Annotated in this window: 9 protein-coding genes and 1 tRNA gene; 4 read left to right on the forward strand and 6 right to left on the reverse strand. The window is 69.0% G+C overall.

Features of this window, described 5'->3' with window-relative positions:
* Window positions 1-3 precede the first annotated feature (3 nt).
* The 6 genes from ENSA5_RS17590 to ENSA5_RS17615 all read right to left on the reverse strand — a co-directional run bounded on the left by ENSA5_RS17590 (window position 4) and on the right by ENSA5_RS17615 (window position 12,497).
* Window positions 4-3,963: a DEAD/DEAH box helicase gene (locus ENSA5_RS17590; protein WP_106392835.1), complete on the reverse strand. Its 3,960-nt coding sequence runs from the start codon at window positions 3,961-3,963 to the stop codon at window positions 4-6.
* 572 nt (window positions 3,964-4,535) lie between these two features.
* On the reverse strand, window positions 4,536-6,737 hold the full coding sequence (locus ENSA5_RS17595; protein WP_106392836.1) for a hypothetical protein: 2,202 nt from the start codon (window positions 6,735-6,737) through the stop codon (window positions 4,536-4,538).
* A gap of 47 nt (window positions 6,738-6,784) precedes the next feature.
* A complete protein-coding gene (locus ENSA5_RS17600) occupies window positions 6,785-7,609 on the reverse strand; it encodes a hypothetical protein (RefSeq protein WP_106392837.1) in 825 nt (274 codons plus the stop codon).
* The gene (locus ENSA5_RS17605; protein WP_106392838.1) at window positions 7,609-9,465 is read right to left on the reverse strand and encodes a sigma 54-interacting transcriptional regulator; all 1,857 of its coding nucleotides are present in this window, start codon (window positions 9,463-9,465) and stop codon (window positions 7,609-7,611) included. The genes ENSA5_RS17600 and ENSA5_RS17605 overlap by 1 nt, the downstream gene beginning before the upstream one ends.
* Window positions 9,466-9,500: 35 nt before the next feature.
* Window positions 9,501-10,538 (reverse strand): hypothetical protein, encoded by a 1,038-nt coding sequence (locus ENSA5_RS17610; protein WP_106392839.1) that lies wholly within the window; start codon window positions 10,536-10,538, stop codon window positions 9,501-9,503.
* Window positions 10,539-10,658: 120 nt separating this feature from the next.
* Window positions 10,659-12,497 (reverse strand): serine/threonine protein kinase, encoded by a 1,839-nt coding sequence (locus tag ENSA5_RS17615; RefSeq protein ID WP_106392840.1) that lies wholly within the window; start codon window positions 12,495-12,497, stop codon window positions 10,659-10,661.
* A gap of 242 nt (window positions 12,498-12,739) precedes the next feature.
* Here ENSA5_RS17615 and ENSA5_RS17620 point away from each other — a divergent pair, with 242 nt between their 5' ends.
* The 4 genes from ENSA5_RS17620 to infC all read left to right on the forward strand — a co-directional run bounded on the left by ENSA5_RS17620 (window position 12,740) and on the right by infC (window position 17,843).
* On the forward strand, window positions 12,740-14,626 hold the full coding sequence (locus ENSA5_RS17620; protein ID WP_106392841.1) for an AMP-dependent synthetase/ligase: 1,887 nt from the start codon (window positions 12,740-12,742) through the stop codon (window positions 14,624-14,626).
* Window positions 14,627-14,721: 95 nt separating this feature from the next.
* Window positions 14,722-14,793 (forward strand) — tRNA-Val (locus ENSA5_RS17625).
* A gap of 283 nt (window positions 14,794-15,076) precedes the next feature.
* Window positions 15,077-16,849 (forward strand): threonine--tRNA ligase, encoded by a 1,773-nt coding sequence (thrS, locus tag ENSA5_RS17630; protein WP_106392842.1) that lies wholly within the window; start codon window positions 15,077-15,079, stop codon window positions 16,847-16,849.
* A gap of 304 nt (window positions 16,850-17,153) precedes the next feature.
* The gene (gene infC / locus ENSA5_RS17635; RefSeq protein WP_444843370.1) at window positions 17,154-17,843 is read left to right on the forward strand and encodes a translation initiation factor IF-3; all 690 of its coding nucleotides are present in this window, start codon (window positions 17,154-17,156) and stop codon (window positions 17,841-17,843) included.
* Window positions 17,844-17,867 lie beyond the last annotated feature (24 nt).

The following is a 17,867-nucleotide window of genomic DNA, read 5'->3' on the forward strand; positions in this document are numbered from 1 at the left end:
CGCTCAGCCCTTGTCGGCGACGCCGATGTCGGTCGCCGCGGAGCTGCCAGACGGTGTTGGGCTGACGGTCTCGGCCGCGACGTCCTCGTTGGGCGCGACCTCGGCCGTGACGTCCTCGTCGGGCGCCGCGTCGGCCTTGGTGTCGGCCGAGCTGTCTTCGGACGCAGCTGGCTCGTCAGTCGCCGCCGCAGGCTCCCCCTCCGTCTTGGTCTCGGCCGGAGCTTCGGTCTCGGCCGGAGCTTCGGTCTCGGCCGGAGCTTCGGTCTCGGCCGACGCCTCGCTCGGGGACGCCACGTCGCCGAGCGCTTCGGTCGCCACGGCCATGGTCTCTGCGGCGCGCTCGTTCGGCAGCCGCAGCGGGGCACCGCCACCGTCCTCAATCCGGACCAGGGTCAGCGCGACGTCCTCGACGACGCTGCCATCGATCCGCGCGATCACGGTCTCGACATGGTGGAGGTCCATGCGGAACAAGGTGTTGCGATCGCGGACGGTCAGGTCCTTGACGGCCTTGCCGTGCAGACCGGTCAGACGCCGGAGCAGCGAGCGGACATGGGCGGCCTTGTGCCCGTGGCGACGGCCGATGTTGAGTCCGACCCGCACCAAGGAGCTCTCGTCGGGCACGTCTTGGATCAGCGGGACATCAGACTCGGGCTCGCTCGTCGGCTTGGCCAGGCTCCTGTCGCTCGACGTCGCCGCGAAGTCGGCGTCGCTGTCGTCGTCGCTGTCGTCCTTGTTGTCGTCCTCGCGCTCGAAATCCGAGGCCGAGAACTTGCCCGCCCAGACCTCCCAGAAGTCCTTGTGGGGAGGACAGGTCAGCTCGGGGGGAGCGGGCGGGGTCTTCTTGCGTCGGCGTCGGCGACGGCGCTTCTTCTTGGCGGGTTCGGCCGCAGACTCGGCCGCGGCCGGGCTTGTGTCGGGCGCGGATGAGCTCGTGTCGGGCGTCGCGACATCGGGTCCCGCCGGGGCCGACGCAGCCGGATCTTGGGTCCCTGCGTCGGAGCTCGGGCTGGCGTCGGCGGCCGAGGTGTCGGCGTCGTCGTCGCCGTCGGTGTCGTCGTCGCCGTCGGTGTCGTCGCCGTCGTCGTCGGTGTCGTCGCCGTCGTCGTCGTCGTCGTCGTCGGTGTTGGCGGCGGCGTCGCTGTCGGTGAGATCTTCGACCTCGACCTCGTCGGTGAGATCGTCGAGGACCGCGCGGCGACGGCCCTTGAGGGTGAGCTCGTCGAGCTCGTCGATCTCGCCGAACTCATCGCGCACAGCCGACAGCTCGTTCTCATCGATGTCGATGACGATCTCGTCTTGAGACACGAGCGGGATCTCGCGCGCGACCGATTCATCCTTCGATTCGCTGCGACGACGGCGACGACGCGACCGTGGGCGGTCGGCCCCGTCGCCCGAGTCACGCGAGGATGCACGGGCGGAATCCTCGCCAGCCCCCGCGCTTCCTCGGCGTCGGCGACGGGGGCGGCGCTTGCGTTTGCGCTTCTGGCCACCGTCGGCGCTCTCGTCGCTGGCGGCCTGTTCGTCGCCCTCGCTCCCACCGTCGGCGCTGGGGGCGTCGGCGCTTGCTTGCGCGTCCGCACCTGCTGCCTGCACATCCGCGCCTTCGTCCTCGCCGGACTTGCGGCGGCGACGGCGACGGCGACGGCGCTTCTTGGGCTTGGCGCCGTCTTCGTCAGCCGCGGTGTCAGCGGTCTGTGTCTCGTCGACCCCGGCATCCGCGCTCGGATCGCTTGCTGCGGCGGCTTCGGTCGCGGCGGCCTCGGTCGCGGCGGCCTCGGTCGCGGCCTGGCCGTCCTCGACCGTGGCCTCGGCGAGGGTCTCCTCGGCAGCGCCGACCGACTCGGGCGCCGGTTGAGCTGCGACAGCGGGCTCGACGGGCGGGGTTGCGACAGCCTCGGTTCCAGCCTCGTCACGCGCGATGGGCTCGCGCTTGCGGGAGCGACGACGTCGGGGCTCCTCGCGTTCGCGGGTCCGCTCGCTCGTGGGCGAGTCCTCGCGTGAATCGGTCCGCTGATCGGAGTCGCGTTCACGGCCCCGGTCGCGCTCACGACCCCGGTCATGACGGTCACGTGACCGCCCCCCGCGATCGCGGTCACGATCGCGGTCACGACCACGATCACGCCCGCGCCCACGGCTGTCGCGGTCACGACCGTCGCGCCCACGGCTGTCGCGGTCACGACCGTCGCGCCCACGGCCATCGCGGTCACGACCGTGTCGCTCACGTGATCGGCCAGGGTCGCGGCGTGCACCCTCGCGCAGCTCGTCGAGGCCTTCGTCGCTCTCGCTCTCGTCGTCTTGGGCCTCGGCCTTCGCCCGGAGCCGCTCGCCCTCGATCGCCTCGTGGAGCAGATACGCGACGACGAGCTCGCCGCGCGGATCCTCGGCGAGGCGGCGCGCGAGCAAGCGCCACTCCGGCGAGACCGGCTGGGAGTAGTCGTGGCTGATGCGGTCGAGCTTGACCTCGGTCCGGGTGGCCGCGAGCTCGTCGCTGCGCGGCATCTTGCGCTGGGTGAACTGGATGCTCTTGTAGCTCTTGGTCAGCGTGTAGAAGTTGCCGATCTCGAGCGGTGAGATCAGGCTCAGCGCCTGCCCGGCCCGACCTGCGCGGCCGGTCCGACCGGTGCGGTGGACGTAGACCTCGGCGTTCTCGGGGAACGAGTAGTTGATGACGTGGCTGACGTGGGACACGTCGATGCCGCGGGCTGCGACGTCGGTCGCGACGAGGAAGCGCAGCTTGCGGTCGCGGAACTGGCCCATGACCTTCTCGCGCGCGACCTGGGTCAGGTCGCTGGACAGCGCGTGGGCCGAGTAGCCGTTCTTCTGGAGCACGTTGGCGACCAGCCGGGTCTCTTCGCGGGTGTTGCAGAACACGATCGCGGCGGCCGGATCCTCGAGCATGATCACGTCGAGGAGGTCGCGGGTCTTGATCGTCCCGCCCGTCGAGTAGTAGGCGTGATCGATCTCGGCGGCGGCGATCTCGTCGCCCGAGAGCTCGATGCGGACCGGGTCACGCATGCTCCGTCGGGCGATGCGTTCGATCGCCCGTGGGACCGTGGCCGAGAACAGACAGGTCTGGCGCTCGACCGGGCACGCGCTGAGGATCGCGCGGATGTCCTCGAGGAAGCCCATCGAGAGCATCTCGTCGCACTCGTCGAGGACCACGGTGCGGACCTTGGACAGATCGAGCGAGCGACGGCGGATGTGATCGAGGATCCGACCCGGGGTGCCGACGACGGCGTGGACGCCGGATCGGAGCGCGTCGAGCTGGGGGGCCATGGCCGTGCCGCCGTAGACCGGCAGCACGTCGACGGGGGTGTCGACCGCGAGGCGCACGAGCTCCTCGCAGACCTGCTTGGCGAGCTCACGGGTCGGCAGCAGCACGATCAGCTGCACGCCCGTGTCGCTGGCCGGGCCACGCTCGAACCGGCTGGCCAGCCACGGAAGGCAGAAGGCTCCCGTCTTGCCGCTGCCGGTCTGCGACTGCACGACGACGTCGGCCCCGCTGACCATCGTCGAGAAGGTCTTCGCCTGGACGGGCGTGGGCTGGGTCCACCCGAGGGTGTCGATCGCGGAGCGCAGGCCAGGCGGGAGATCGAGTTGATCCCAGCTCGCAGGTGGCTCGGGCTCCGGTTCGTCGCCTTCGGAGGACGGCTCGGTGCTGGCGGGCTCCGGTTCGGCGCTGGCGGGCTCCGGTTCGGCGCTGGCGGCCTCTGGCTCGTCGCTGGCGGGCTCCGGTTCGGCGCTGGCGGGCTCCGGTTCGGCGCTGGCGGGCTTCGGATCGGCGCTGGCGACCGTGGGCGGGGGCTCGGCCTCCGCTACCTCGGCAGACGCGTCTGCGTTGCTCGACGCCTCGACCTCACCGGCCTGGTCGGGCTCGGTGGCGGTCTCGCTGCGCGGGTTGTCAGATTGGCTTTGGGATTGCGCTTGGTCCGACGCTTGGTCGGACCCAGTGGTCTCGGTCATCGAGGGAAACCTTCGAGCGCGCTGAGCTCCGCACGCGCTGCGGCCGATTGCCGCCTCCGTTCCCGCTCTCGAGCATGTTCGTCATCGATTCGCTCGAGCTTGTGCAGCAGGTCGGGGCTGGCATCGCCACAGGCCGCGTGGGTCTCGCGGAGGAGGTTGGCAAAGTCTTCGTCGGCCTCAGTCCCTGTGTCGGCCCGCGAAGGGGAACGATCCATCAGGGCTAGGAGCCTCGCGCGCATGAGCTCCACGCGGTAGGAGCAGTCGGCTTGGTCATCCGGGAGTCCTGGGCTCTGTTGCCAGAGTCCAACGCCGACGCCCCAAAGGGCGAAGACAATCACGGCGACGGCACCGATGATTCGAATCCACGTGAACACGCGCTTTCGGCTCGGTGGTTGAGGCTTGGTCAGTTGCGGCGAGTGTTCCAGGATCGGCCCCGGCGGTCAAGCGGGCCCGCCAATTGAAACTCTGCTCTGGCGGGCGTCAGAGCAGTGTAGAGGCCGTTCGTGCGCAAGCGTGTGGGACGTGACGTGGGCGGAGGGGACGATCGCGCTATGCGTGAGCCGCGCCTGCGCTCAGCCTCCACACGCGGTCTCGCCGCGTTTGCGCGTCGTAAACTGGAAGCGTCCGTCGATCAGCAAGGAGATCGGCGTGGCGGTCGGCCCGCCTGGCCGGACCCGGCGAATCTGGCAGCCGAGGGTCGACGATCCGTGACAGGCGAGGGGATCGTTGAGGTCGAGACCGGTCAGCTCGGGGATCCCGTCAATTCCAGGCCAGCCGCTCTGCTCGGCCCAGGATCCCGTATCCAGCGGGGTGACCTTGGTCGAGGAGACCTCGAAGTCGCGGAGATGGACCTGGACGAGGACCCCGTCGTCGAGCTGGAGAGGATCGCCCAGGACCGCGTTGAACACGCCGTCGATGTCGGCGAGCATCGGCGAGCCCTCGCGCAGATCGAGGACTTGAAAGGGGGCGGGCCCGCCGGGCTGACCGACCGCGGGGTACGCGGTAACCACGTAGACGCCGGGATCGACCGGCAGCACGAAGCTCCCGGCGGCGTTGACGCGGGCCTGATAGTAGAAGGGACCCGAGGGATCGCTGTCGTCGGTGTCGACGCGAAGTCGCTCGGCCGCGACGACCGCGTTGCTCGCGCTGCACCCCTCGCTGATGCACACGATCTCGCCGCGGAGCAGCACCCGCGGCTCGAGCTCGAAGGGCTCGAACTCGGTCGTCTCGGGGCCGACCGTGAGGTTGAAGCGCTGCGAGCGAAACGCCGAGCCGACCGGCTGAACGATCGACACCCGATAGTTGCGGCTGTCCTCGTCGGGATCGCCGGTTGTCAGCGAGACGCTGCAGCCCTCGTCGTCGCAGGTCTTGACGTTGCGGACCAAGATGCCGCTCGACCCGTCGCTGTTGGCCGCCGTCGGGACGCAGCCGGCGAATTGCCACACGGCGAGGTTGGGGTTGTACCACCGGGTCTCGAAGTTGACCTCGCCGAAGTTCTGGCAGCTGTCGAGGGTCGGCGGGGGCGGGGGCTCGACCTCGGGCTCGTTGCTCGGCAGGCACTCGGTCGAGCAGCACTCGTAGACGCCGAGCTCGGTCTCGGTCAGCGCGACGGGGTCGCCCTCGAGCGAGAAGGAGATCGCCTGGGGCGGCTGCCAGTTCGGCAGGCACAGGACCCCGTCGATGGTGACCTCTTTGAGGATGTCGGGCTGGGCCTGGAGCGCGAAGCCCTGGTTGAGGTCGTAGATCATGTTGGGCAGGCCCGAGTCCGCGGGCGGCGTGACGCGGACCAGGAATTGCCGCTCGAGCGGATCGGCGAGGCTGTCTTCGCAGTAGGTGTAGAGCTGCGCGGGCGGGAAGGCCCCAGCGGGATCCTCGAGGCTGATGCTCGATCCCGCGGACACGCCGCTCAGATCGAGGCCGCAGCTGCCCTCGAGGTTGCACGCCCAGCCGAGCGCGCAGTCGAGATCGTCGACGCACGCGCGCCCGGTTCCGAGCACCGTCGAGCTGCTTGCGATCGCTTCGTTGTAGATGAACTCGATGTTGGCGGCGGGCACCGGGCTTCCGGCCAGGGTCCGGACCGCGCCCTCGTTGCCGACGATCGCTCGCTGACAGCGTACGCGCCCGGTCGCCTCGAGCTCCTCGGGCGCGTCCTCGGCGATGACCCGCCAGTAGGTGCTGGTCGAGGTCGCGCCCTCGGGCGGGGCGACCTCGAGCTCGAGCGAGGCGTGGGCCCGCTCGTCGTCGGACTCGTAGCTGGGCCAGATGAACTCGACGGGCGGCGGGAGCTCGCCCTCGGGCACCGGCTGGTCCGGGACCGTCACGTAGTCCTTGCGCGAGCTGCTCAGATCGGCGAGCCCGAGGCGCGAGAGCGAGCTCAGCCCGAGGCGCTTGTCGGTCTGGGTGGTGCAGGTCAGGGCGTCCTCGTCACACACGCCCTCGCACTCGCCGCCGCCGCAATTGAGCACCGGGCGTGACTCGCTCGCCCGCAGCTGGTGGGACTTGATCAACGACTCGCGCTTTTGGACGCGCAGGAGGGTGCCGGCGAGCTCACGGGTGATCTCGGGGTCGCAGCCTTGGAGCTCGACGCGGAGATCCCCCTCGATGATGTCGAAGCCGAGCACGGTCAGGGGGGGCAGCTCCGCGGGCACGCAGATGTTGCCCTGGGCGAGGGAGCAGACCGCTTGATCCCCGCAGTCGTCGTCGTCGTTGCAGTCGGCGATTGGATCGCGATCGACGGTGCTGCACCCGCCCGCCGGGCCCAAGCCCAGGGCCAAGCCCAGCCCCGCGCCGAGGCTCAATCCCAGACCCGGCCTGGGCCGCACTAGGGGTCCGTGATGTCGGCGCATCCGCACTTTTCGTCGGTCTCCTCGAGACACTGAAAGACGTAGGTCTGGATGTCGTATGTAGCGCCCGCGGCGATGTTTGGCACTCCCTCCAGGACGACGGCCATGCTCTCGAGCGGGTCGCCCCCGGTCGTGGCGTCTCCGCTGTCGACGAGCGTGGCCTCGCGCTGAAACCACTGGCGGTCGGTGACCATGACCGAGAGGGTGTGAAAGCCGGGGGCGACCGGGCGGCCGGCGCCGTTGCACAGGTCGAAGCCGTTGGCGTCGCTGAGGGTCAGCGAGCGGACGTAGGGCCGGGGGCGCTTGAGGACCTCGAGCTCGTAGGAGCTGAACGAGACGTCGAGAGGGTCGCGGGGATCGAGGTAGGATCGATAGGCGACGTAGTCGAAGGCCGCGTCGCCGAGGGTTGGATCCCAGTCGAGCAGCGCGGCGGCGTAGATCTTGTCGGCGGGCTCGCCGTCGACTTCGTCCTGGTCTTCGATGTAGAGCGAGACCCCGGGCAGCTGCTTGGCGTCGATCTTGTTCTCGCCGCAGATGCACAGCTCGTAGTCGCTCGGGTCGAGGAAGGTCGGCAGGGCGGTGAAGGCCGGCAGCGGGCACTCGCAGGTCTCGGGATCGCAGGCGCAGCGGGCGTCCTCGTCGATCGGGATGCCCTCGACGAAGTGGACCGGGTACTGGTTGATGTCGGTCGTGAACACCTGGATGTCGCGGTCGGGGATGATGCACGCGAGGCCGACCCCGATCGCGGCGGCGCCGAGCAGGGCGAGCACCAGCCCGCGGCGACCCACGCCCGCGGCGTTCATCAGCTGCTGGCCTCCTGCGACTTCTCCTTCTCGATCTTCTCGAGGTGGCGGAAGATCGTGCGCGGATCGACGCCGAGGTCGCGCGCGGTCTTGGTCCGGTTGCCGTTGTTGAGCGCGAGGACCTTGTCGATGTAGGCGCGCTGCCAGCGGTCGCGGGCCTCGGTCAGCGGGACGATGTCCTCGGGCGAGCTCGCGCCCTCGGGCACGTCGAGGTCGAGATCGGCGGCGTTGATCCGAGGCCCCTCGGCCAGGACCATCGCTTTTTTGAGGTGGTTCTCGAGCTGGCGAATGTTGCCGGGCCACGAGAAGTTGGCCATCGCTCGCTCGGCGCTGTCCTCGAAGCAGGTCTGCGGATCGAAGCGATCGCCGAATTCCTTGGTGAAGCGCCCGACGAGGTAGCGGGCGATCAGGAGCACGTCGTTGCCACGATCGCGCAGCGGCGGCAGCTCGATGCCGATCACGTTGAGGCGGAAGTAGAGGTCCTCGCGGAAATTGCCCTCGTCGACCTCGCGCCGCAGCTCGCGGTTGGTCGCGGCCACGACCCGGACGTCGATCGGCATGGTCTTGGAGTCGCCGACCCGCTGGATCTGTCGCTCCTGCAGCACCCGCAGCAGCTTGACCTGGAGGGCCAGCGGCATCTCGCCGATCTCGTCGAGGAAGATCGTGCCCTTGTCGGCGGCCTGGAATTTGCCAATTTGATTGGCGACGGCGCCCGTGAACGCGCCCTTGACGTGGCCGAAGAGCTCGGACTCGATCAGGTTCTCGGGGATCGCCCCGCAGTTGACGGTCACGAAGGGGCCCTTGGCCCGGGGCGAGCGGTCGTGGATCTCGTGGGCGATGAGCTCCTTGCCGGTCCCGGTCTCGCCGGTCACGAGCACGGTGATGTCGGTGCTCGCGACCTTCTCGACCCGCTTGTAGACCTCGATCATCTGCGGGCACGCGCCGATGATCGAGCCGAATTTGACGTTCTCGAGCCGCTCGGCGAGCTCGGTCTTCTCGCTGCGCAGCTCGTTGAGCAGGGTCGCGTTCTTGATGAACAGCGCCGCCTGGCTGGCGAAGACCTCGAGGGTCTCGAGCTGCTCGCTCGTGAACAGGTCGACGATGTCGTTGTTGCCGACGTAGAGCAGCCCGAGCAGCTCGCCGCGGACCAGCAGCGGCGCACACATCACGCTCGAGAGCTTGAGGTTGATGACCGAGAGGCTGTTTTGGAACCGGGTGTCGTGGAGCGCGTCGGAGATGATCTGCGGCTTCTTGCTCGAGATCACCGAGCTGATGATGTCGTCGGACAACAGCGCCGAGGGGTCGTCGACGGGCTCGCGCTCGAGGTTGCGGGCCACGCGGATCTCGTAGCCGGCCGGGTCGTCGGGGTTGCTGACCCCGGCGAGGACCAAAAAGCCCTTGCTCGCCCGGGTCAGGCTCACGACCTGGTCGATCAGCTCATCGAGGAGCCCGTCGAGGTCGGCGGGCGTCGCGAGCAGGCGCGAGAAGTTGTGCAGCTTCTGCATCGCCGCGAGCTGCAGCGCCGACTCGTCGCCGCGCGGGGTCGGGGTCTGCGGGGTCGGGCGCTCGTCGAGGGTCGAGAAGGTCAGCTCGAGCTCGCCGATGACGAAGATGTCGCCGTGGCGCAGGTCGAGGCTCCGGGTCTTCTTGCCGTTGACGAAAAAGGGGTTGGACCGGGCCGTCGACTCGAGCCGAAAGCGGCCCGGCTCATGGGTCAAGGTCGCGTGGGCGGGGGCGACGTCGGGGCTGTCGATGACCAGATCGCTGTCTTTCGACGAGCCGAGGGTGGTCAGCTTGCGGACGATCGCCAGCTGCTTGGTCTTGCCGTCGAGGGCCGTGTACTGAAGGTGCGGCATGGGGTCACGAAGGGGAGGGCGCGGGAGCGGGCAGGTCAAAACTGCAGGGTCACGCCGAGGCCCAGCCCTGCGGGGACGAACGCCGGGTGCGGCCGGACGCGCAGCTTAGCATCGGGCTTGGACTTGGTCCCTGGCCCGGCGCGAGGTCGCCTGGGGCGGGGCGAGGACTCGGCCTCGTCGAGCTCTGCGTCGAGCTCGCGGCGGGTTTTTTGGCCCTTCTCGACGACCTCGATTGGCTTGAACAGGACCTGGGCGAGGGCGATGTCGAGCACGACCGAGCCGATGAACACGTAGCCCATCACGGCCTCGGCGTTGCGCACGGCCTCGACCTCGTCCTTGAGCGCGGGGAGGTCGGAGTCCGGGGCGTCGATCGTGCAGACCAGCGACTTGCGGTTGAAGCCGTCGGTCCGCACGCAGCCGTAATTGGTCGCGCGATAGATCAGCAGCCCGAGGCCGGCCGCGCCGGTCGCGACCTCGAGCGCGAGGAAGGTTCCGCCGAGCGCGCGATTTCCGTTGGTGAAGTGGCCGACGCCAAAGGGCAAGAACGCGAGGCCGCGGTTGCGCTTGACGACCTCGGTCAGATACACGTCCTCGTTGGCCAGGGCCTCCTGCAGGGCGGCGATCCGGCCCTGGGACGCGCGGAAGTCGACCTGCAGCTCGGTGAGGTCGGCCTCGCACGACAGCAGCTGGCCGCGGCAAGCCTCGGCCAGCTGCGCGTCACGCTCGCTGCGGACCACGGCCACGAGATCGTAGAACCGACGCCCGTGCAGACCGCTGGGCGGCGCCCAGTCCGGGCTGCTGTCGAGCAGGCGCGTGATGTAGTCGCGGGCGAGCTCGTCGCGCTCGCTCGGCCCGAGGCCCTCGTCGAGGAGCGTGGCCTCGGTCAGGTAGCGCAGGGCCGACTCGCGCAGGAACTCGTCGGCGATGTCGCCCTCGCGCACGAGCGGCTCGAGCAGATCTCGGACCTCGGTCCAGTCGCCCTTGCGCCAGGCTTCAATACCCCGCTCGACTCTGAGCTTCGCGTCTTGCTCGTCCGCCGGGGCGTCATTGGCCGCAGGCGGAGCCGCGAGCACGGGGTGAGCGCCGAGGAGAAGGAGTGCCGCGCCAAAAGCGCTAGTGAGTCGTCGGAGCATCCGCGCTGCCCGTTCGGACGCGGAGCGTACCGGATTTTCCGGCCCCACACACGAGCAGGGCTACTCGTCGAACTTCTCGAGGGTGATGCGGATCTGGTTGTTGCCGGGTGTCAGCTTGTACTCGTCGGTCTTGGCCCGGAAGCCCGTGGACTTGAATTCGAGCTTGACGAGCATCTCGGTCTCGCCGCGCTGAAAATTGAGCGAGGGGAAGCTGTTGGCGGTCTTCTTTTGGTAGGTGCAGCCGGCCACGCAGTTGACGATCAACTTGGACGGCGGGATCTCGCCGGCTTGAAAGATCAGCCGGGCCGGCATCGGTGCGGCCTGCAGGGACTGGACCTGGCCGTCCTTGCAGTTCTCGGGGTTGAGGATCAGCGAGCCGCCGTAGGTGTCGCCCGAGAGCCGGACCCGGGTGGTTTCGGTCACGGCGATCACGAGCTCGCCCTCGGGGGGCAGCGGCTGGCGGCCCTGGCCCGATACGACGAGGTCGTAGTCGCCGCCCGCGAGCAGCGCGGCGGGCAGGTCGAGGACCTTGACCGTGCAGTCGACGCTGGCGTCCGGGCGCGGACCGTTGCCGGTCGTGCGGGTGCCGCCGCCCTCGTCGCTCGGCTCGCCCGTGTCGGTGCCCTCGATCAGCAGGCCCTCGGTCTCGGACACGAGCGACGGCTGCTCTTGCGGATCGCGCTGCGGGATGTAGTAGCCGTTGTTCGCGGCCCCGTCGCCGAGCTCGGCGCTGGCGACCTGGCCGGGCCGGGGCGGGTCGGGGCGCAGCAACAAGACGCCCGCCGTGACGATGCCCGTCAGCGCCAGGGCACCTCCGGCCACCATCGCCTGGCGCATGCGCTGGCCGCGAATCCGGACCCGGTCGAGCATCGAGGCCGCGCGCTTGTTGTCGGGCTCGATCTCGAGCACGCGCGACAGCAGCTTGAGCGCGCGCGCGCCGTTGCCGTCGCGCATCGCCCGAGTCGCGCGGCGCATGAGCTCGCGGCACACGCGAGCGTCGAGCGCGTCGGCGTAGTGCTCGGGGTTGTCGAAGTAGGCGGCGAGCTCCTCGGGCACGGGCTCGACGGCGAAGCCCGAGAGGTACTCCTCCAGGGCCAGCGCGAGGCTGTTGGCGCTCTGGTAGCGATCGCCGGGCTTGAGCGCGAGGGCCTTGGCGATGATCGCCTCGAGATCTTCGTCGACCTTGGGGTTGATCAGCCGCGGCGGCTTGTAGTCGCCCTCGAGGATCCGGTTGAGGACCTGGGCCGGGTTGCGGCCGGCGAAGGGCAGCTCGTCGGTCGCGAGCTGATACAACATCACGCCGAGCGCGAAGATGTCGATGCGCTTGTCGACTGGCTTGCCGTTGATCAGCTCGGGGGCCATGTAGGCCGGGCTGCCGAGCAGCTGGCCCGTGGTCGTGAGCCGCTGGGTGTCGAGGATCTGCGCGATCCCGAAGTCCATCAGCTTGAGGCAGCCATCCTCGCGGATCATCACGTTCTCGGGCTTGATGTCGCGGTGGACGATGCCGAGGGAGTGGGCGTGCTCGAGCGGCAGACACAGGCGATGGGCGACCATCGCCGCGAGCACCGGGCGCGGGACCCAGCGCTCGTCGAGCCAGTCGCGCAAGGTGACGCCGTGGATGAACTCGCAGACGATGTAGCTCTCGTCGGCGCGGGTCGGATCGGAGGAGTCGAAGATCTCGACGATGTTGTCGTGGCGGAGCTTGGCGACGGTCTTGGCTTCACGCTCGAGCCGACGGCGCGACTCCTCGCGATCGGCGAGGTGGGCGTGGAGCACCTTGACCGCGACCTCGCGATCCAAAATCGTGTCGCGGCCGCGATAGACCACGGCCATGCCCCCATGCCCGACCTCTTCGAGCATGTCGTACTTGTCCAGCTTTTGCCCGGCGAGGCTCGGCATGAGTGCAGCGGCCGCGCGGCTCGAAGCCGGCGGCGAACGTCCGATCGACTGGACCCCTCCTCGATGGTCCGCCGAAAACCCGGCGACGTCCACCCGACGCGCACGACCTTTCACGGGTGACACAGGGGGGCGGCGAGGGCAGGGGGTGTCACTCTAGCCTGCGCCAACTCAGTTGGCGAATTAGACTTTTTGGACCTGGGGGGCCCACACCGCGTCGGGTATGCTCCCGCGGACGAATTCTCATGAGCGAGCGCAGCTTTGCCCCGCGGCCCGCCGAAGGCCTCAACTATCCGAACGTCGCGCAGATGTTCTTGGCCCGGGTCCGCAGGGCCCCCGAGCTGACGGCCCTGCGCTTCAAGCGAGACGGCCTGTGGCGCCCGCTGAGCTGGCGTGGCTGGGAGCTGGCCGCCCGGGAGCTGGCCGCCGGGCTGATCACCGAGCTCGACGTCGGCCGTGGCGATCGCGTGGGGCTGCTCGCTGGCACCCGGGTCGAGTGGGCACTGTGCGACGTGGCGATCGCCATGTGTGGGGCCGTGTGCGTGCCGATCTACGCGACCTCGACGGGCGCCGAGATCGCGTTCGTGCTCGCGGACAGCGGCGCGCGGGTCCTGATCGCCGATCACCCCAAGATGCTCGCGCGCCTGCACGAGCACGAGCGCGGGCCGCGAGACGGCGCCGAGGCCTGGACCTCCGTCTCGGCCGACGCCCTCGAGCATGAGATCTACATCGATCCCGACCCCGTCGCGGACGAGCTCGGGCCCGCGCGCGAGGGGGGCAAGCGCATGACCCTCGAAGCCCTGCGCGAGGCCGGGCGCACGGCGCTCGCGGGGGTCAACGACGCGCGCACGCGCATCGAGGCCGCGATCGCCGAGGTCGATCTCCATGACGTCTTCACGATCGTCTACACCTCCGGGACCACCGGGCAGCCCAAGGGCGTGGTCCTGACCCACAAGAACCTGGTCTACGAGGCCTGGGCGATCAAAAACAGCATCGCGGTCGACCGCACGGATCAGCAGCTCCTGATGTTGCCGCTCGCGCACATCTTCGCCCGGCACCTGCTGTGGGCCGCGGTCGACAGCGGCGCGGTCACGGCCTTGTCCGAGCGGATGGCGACCGCGGTCGCCGACATGCGTGAGATCGCTCCGACCTACGTCGGAGCCGTCCCGCGCTTCTACGAGAAGATCCAGCTCGAGATCGAGCAGGAGCTGGCCGCGCGCAGCCTCGTCGAGCGCAAGCTGGTCGACGCCGCCTTCGGCATCGGCCGACGGGTCAGCACCAGCCGCCAGCGCGGCCAGGGCATCCGACCGCTGCTGGCCGCGCGGCACCGGGTCGCCGACAAGGCCGTGTTCGAGCCCATACGGGCCCGGTTCGGCGGCAAGCTGCGCTTTTTCGTCTCGGGCGCCGCGCCCCTGAGCCGCTCGACCGCCGAGTTCTTCCACGCCGCGGGCCTGTTGATCCTCGAGGGCTACGGCCTGACCGAGACGACCGGAGCGACCAACGTCAACCGCCCCGATCGGTTCCGCTTCGGCACCGTCGGCCCGGTCTTGCCGGGCTGCGAGGTCTTGATCGGAGACGAGGGCGAGATCCTGCTCCGCGGGCACAACGTGATGGCCGGCTACCACGGCCCGCAGCTCGACACCTCGCTGATCGACGCCGACGGCTGGCTGCACACCGGGGACGTCGGCGAGGTCCGCGAGGGCTTCTTGCGCATCACCGACCGCCTCAAAGATCTGATCATCACGGCCGGGGGCAAGAACATCGCGCCCCAGAAGATCGAGGCCCGGCTGCGCGAGCGCGTCGGCCTCGCCCACGTGCTCGTGACCGGGGATCGTCGGCCCTACCTCGTCGCGCTCGTGGCCCTCGACGAGGCCGAGATGCTGGAGATCGCCAAGCGCCAGGGGCTCGGCTGCCGCGACTACGCCGACCTCGCCCGCCACCCGCGGATCCGCGACATCGTCGGGAGCTACGTCGACGATCTCAACAAGACCCTGCCGCGCTACGAGACCATCAAGAATTTCGCGATCTTGCCCGAGCCCGTCCGCGCCGCCGACGTCACCCCGACCCAGAAGCTCAAGCGCAGGGCCGTCGAGGCCCGCTGGGCCCGCTTGATCGACGGGCTCTATGCCTAGCAGCGTAGCGCAATGAACGCGCTTGACCTGCGCCCGCTGTCGCGATACGACCCCGTCCCCGAGCTCACAGGGCTCACAGGGCTCACAGGTCTCACAGGGCTGTAGCTCAGGGGTAGAGCGCTACCTTGACACGGTAGAGGTCGGCGGTTCAAAGCCGCCCAGCCCTAACCAGGATGAGCCCCCGACATCAGTCGGGGGCTTTTTTTATTGGCGCCCGGGTCCAGCTGCGGGTTTGACAGCCCCGGGGACCGCTGCCAGGCTGAAGGTCGATGGCAGCCGTCAGGCACATCCTCGCGCCCCTTCGGGCGGCGCTCACGACCACCACTACGACCGCCTAGCCGCAGCTCGGCGCCGTCGACGTCGCTCGTCGTCGGACCGCCGAGGTCGCGGCTTTTGCTTTGGTTCGACATCGACGCGCCTCCGAGCGACCCTACCCAGCGAGATCTACCCATGGCCTCCGAACACGACGAAGAAATCGAGCACATGATCGACCCCTCGGTGCCGGATCTGTCTCCCCTCGAGACGATGCGGCACAGCGCGGCCCACGTGATGGCCGACGCGATCAAGCAGCTGTGGCCCGAGGCCAAGCTGGCCTTCGGCCCGCACACCGAGGACGGCTTCTACTACGACATCGAGATGCCGCACCGGATCTCGCCCGACGACTTCCCGGCGATCGAGGCCAAGATGAAGGACATCGTCAAGGCCAAGCACGCCTTCGTGCGCGAGGAGGTCGAGCGCGACGCGGCGCTCGAGCTGTTCCGGGCCGCGGGTGAGGACTTCAAGGTCGAGACGATCGGCTCGATCCCCGCCGACGCAACCCTGACGCTGTACCGCAGCGGTGAGTTCGTCGACCTGTGCCGCGGGCCCCACGTGGCCGACACCGGCCGGATCCTCGCGTTCAAGCTCCTGCGCGTGGCCGGGGCCTACTGGCGGGGCAACGAGAAGGGCCCGATGCTCCAGCGCCTGTACGGCACGGCCTTCCCCGATCGCAAGCAGCTCAAGAAGCATCTCATGATGCTCGAGGAGGCCAAGAAGCGGGACCATCGCAAGCTCGGCGTCGAGCTCGGGCTGTTCCACTTCGATCCGATCGCGCCCGCGAGCCCCTTCTTCACCGGGCGCGGCGCGACGGTCTACAACCTGCTTCAGGCCTACGTGCGCAAGCTCTACGCGCGCTACGGCTACGAGGAGGTCGTGACCCCGCAGATCTTCGACATGGAGCTGTTCCGCCAGAGCGGTCACTACGATCACTACAAGGACAACATGTTCATCTGCGAGATCGACGAGCGCGAGTTCGGGGTCAAGCCGATGAACTGCCCCGGCCACTGCGTGCTCTACCGCCAGACCCGGCACAGCTACCGCCAGCTGCCGATCCGGATGGCCGACTTCGGCCGCCTCCACCGCTACGAGCGCGCGGGCGTGACCCACGGGCTCACGCGGGTCCGGACCTTCGCCCAGGACGACGCGCACGTGTTTTGTCGTCTGGATCAGCTCAGTGAGGAGATCGAGGCGGTGACCAAGATGATCCTCGAGACCTACGAGGTCTTCGGCTTCGAGGACGTCGAGATCGAGATCTCGACCCGGCCCGAGTCTTTCCTCGGAGAGATCGAGACCTGGGATCGGGCCGAGCGAGCGCTGGCCGACGCGCTCGATCGCCAGGGCATCAAGTACGCCATCAACGCGGGCGACGGGGCCTTCTACGGGCCCAAGATCGATTTCGGCGTGCGCGACGCGCTGCGCCGCCCGTGGCAGCTCGGGACCTGCCAGCTCGACTTCCAGCTGCCCGAGCGCTTCGCCCTCGAGTACGTGGCCAGCGACGACTCCCGCGAGCGGCCCGTGATGATCCACCGGGCGATGCTCGGCAGCCTCGAGCGCTTCTTCGGCGTCTACCTCGAGCACACCGCGGGCAAGTTCCCGATCTGGATCGCGCCGATCCAGGTTGCGATCTTGCCGATCACCGACGGCCACCACGAGTGGGCGCGCGAGGTCGCGGCCGCGTGCCGGGCCGCGGGCCTGCGCGTCGAGGTCGACGAGCGCAACGAGAAGCTCGGGCTCAAGATCCGTGAGGCGACCCTGCTCAAGGTCCCTTGCATGCTCGTGCTCGGCGACAAGGAGGTCGAGGCCCGCGGGGTCGCCCCGCGCAGCCGCGACGGCAAGACCGGCGAGCTCGAGTCGCTCGCCGCGTTCGTCGCCCGGCTGTCCGAAGAGGGGAAGATCCCCGGCTAGCCCACCTGGGCGGCCGTAGCGCGGCACCTCCGGGCCCGACACGCCAAAGCTGCGTTGGGCCCGGGGGCCCACGCAGACCCCTTGTGAGGTCAATGAAAGCTTGGTCTCATCGGGGTGCTTGACGAACGTCGCGTGACGGGACAACGTGCACGCGACCCGGACCGCTCGCCGATCGCCGGCACGGCCCGGGTCACCTACAGAACTTCAGGAGAACGACACCATCGGACGCAAACGCTCGAGGCCCGCACCACGCAAAAGGGAGACCCACCGAGTCGGACGGAGAATTCGAGTTCGGGAGGTCCGCGTGATTGATGCGGACGGGTCCCAGCTGGGCATCCTGGCCACCCAAGACGCCATGCGGCGTGCCGAAGAACAGGGCTTGCAGCTCGTAGAGGTCAACCCCAAGACCTCTCCGCCAGTCTGCAAGATCATGGACTACGGCAAATTCAAGTACGAGACCGCCAAGCGCGAGCGGGAGACCAAGAAGAACAAGAAGAGCCAGGAGCTCAAAGAGGTCAAGTTCCGGCCCAAGACCCACGACCACGACTTCGACTTCAAGGTCAAGCACGCGCGTCGTTTCCTCGAGGACAACAACAAGGTTCGCCTGTTGGTTCAGTTCCGTGGGCGCGAGATCACCCACCCGGAGACGGGCCGGGACGTGCTCAACCGGGTCGTCAAGGCTGTGGTCGATCTCGCCACTGTCATCCAGATGCCCAACATGGAGGGCAACCGGATGAGCATGATCATCGCGCCCAAGCCCCGCCGTGACGGTGGCGGTGGCGGCGGTGGCGGCAGCAAGGCCAACAAGCCGAGCACCCCGCGGGCCAACAAACCCGAGGCCGAGGCCAAACCCGAGGCCAAGCCCGAGGCCAAGCCCGAGGAGGCCGCCCCAGACGCGGCCGCCGGATCTCCCAACGAGAGTCAAGACACGCCCGCGGGCGGCAAGCAGACCGAGGGCCAGACCGACGACGCAGCCGCCGCGTCGGGCTCTTGAGCCACTCCATCCGCGAACTCGCCG

The sequence above is a fragment of the Enhygromyxa salina genome, from assembly GCF_002994615.1.
Taxonomy (GTDB): Bacteria; Myxococcota_A; Polyangia; order Nannocystales; family Nannocystaceae; genus Plesiocystis; species Plesiocystis salina_A.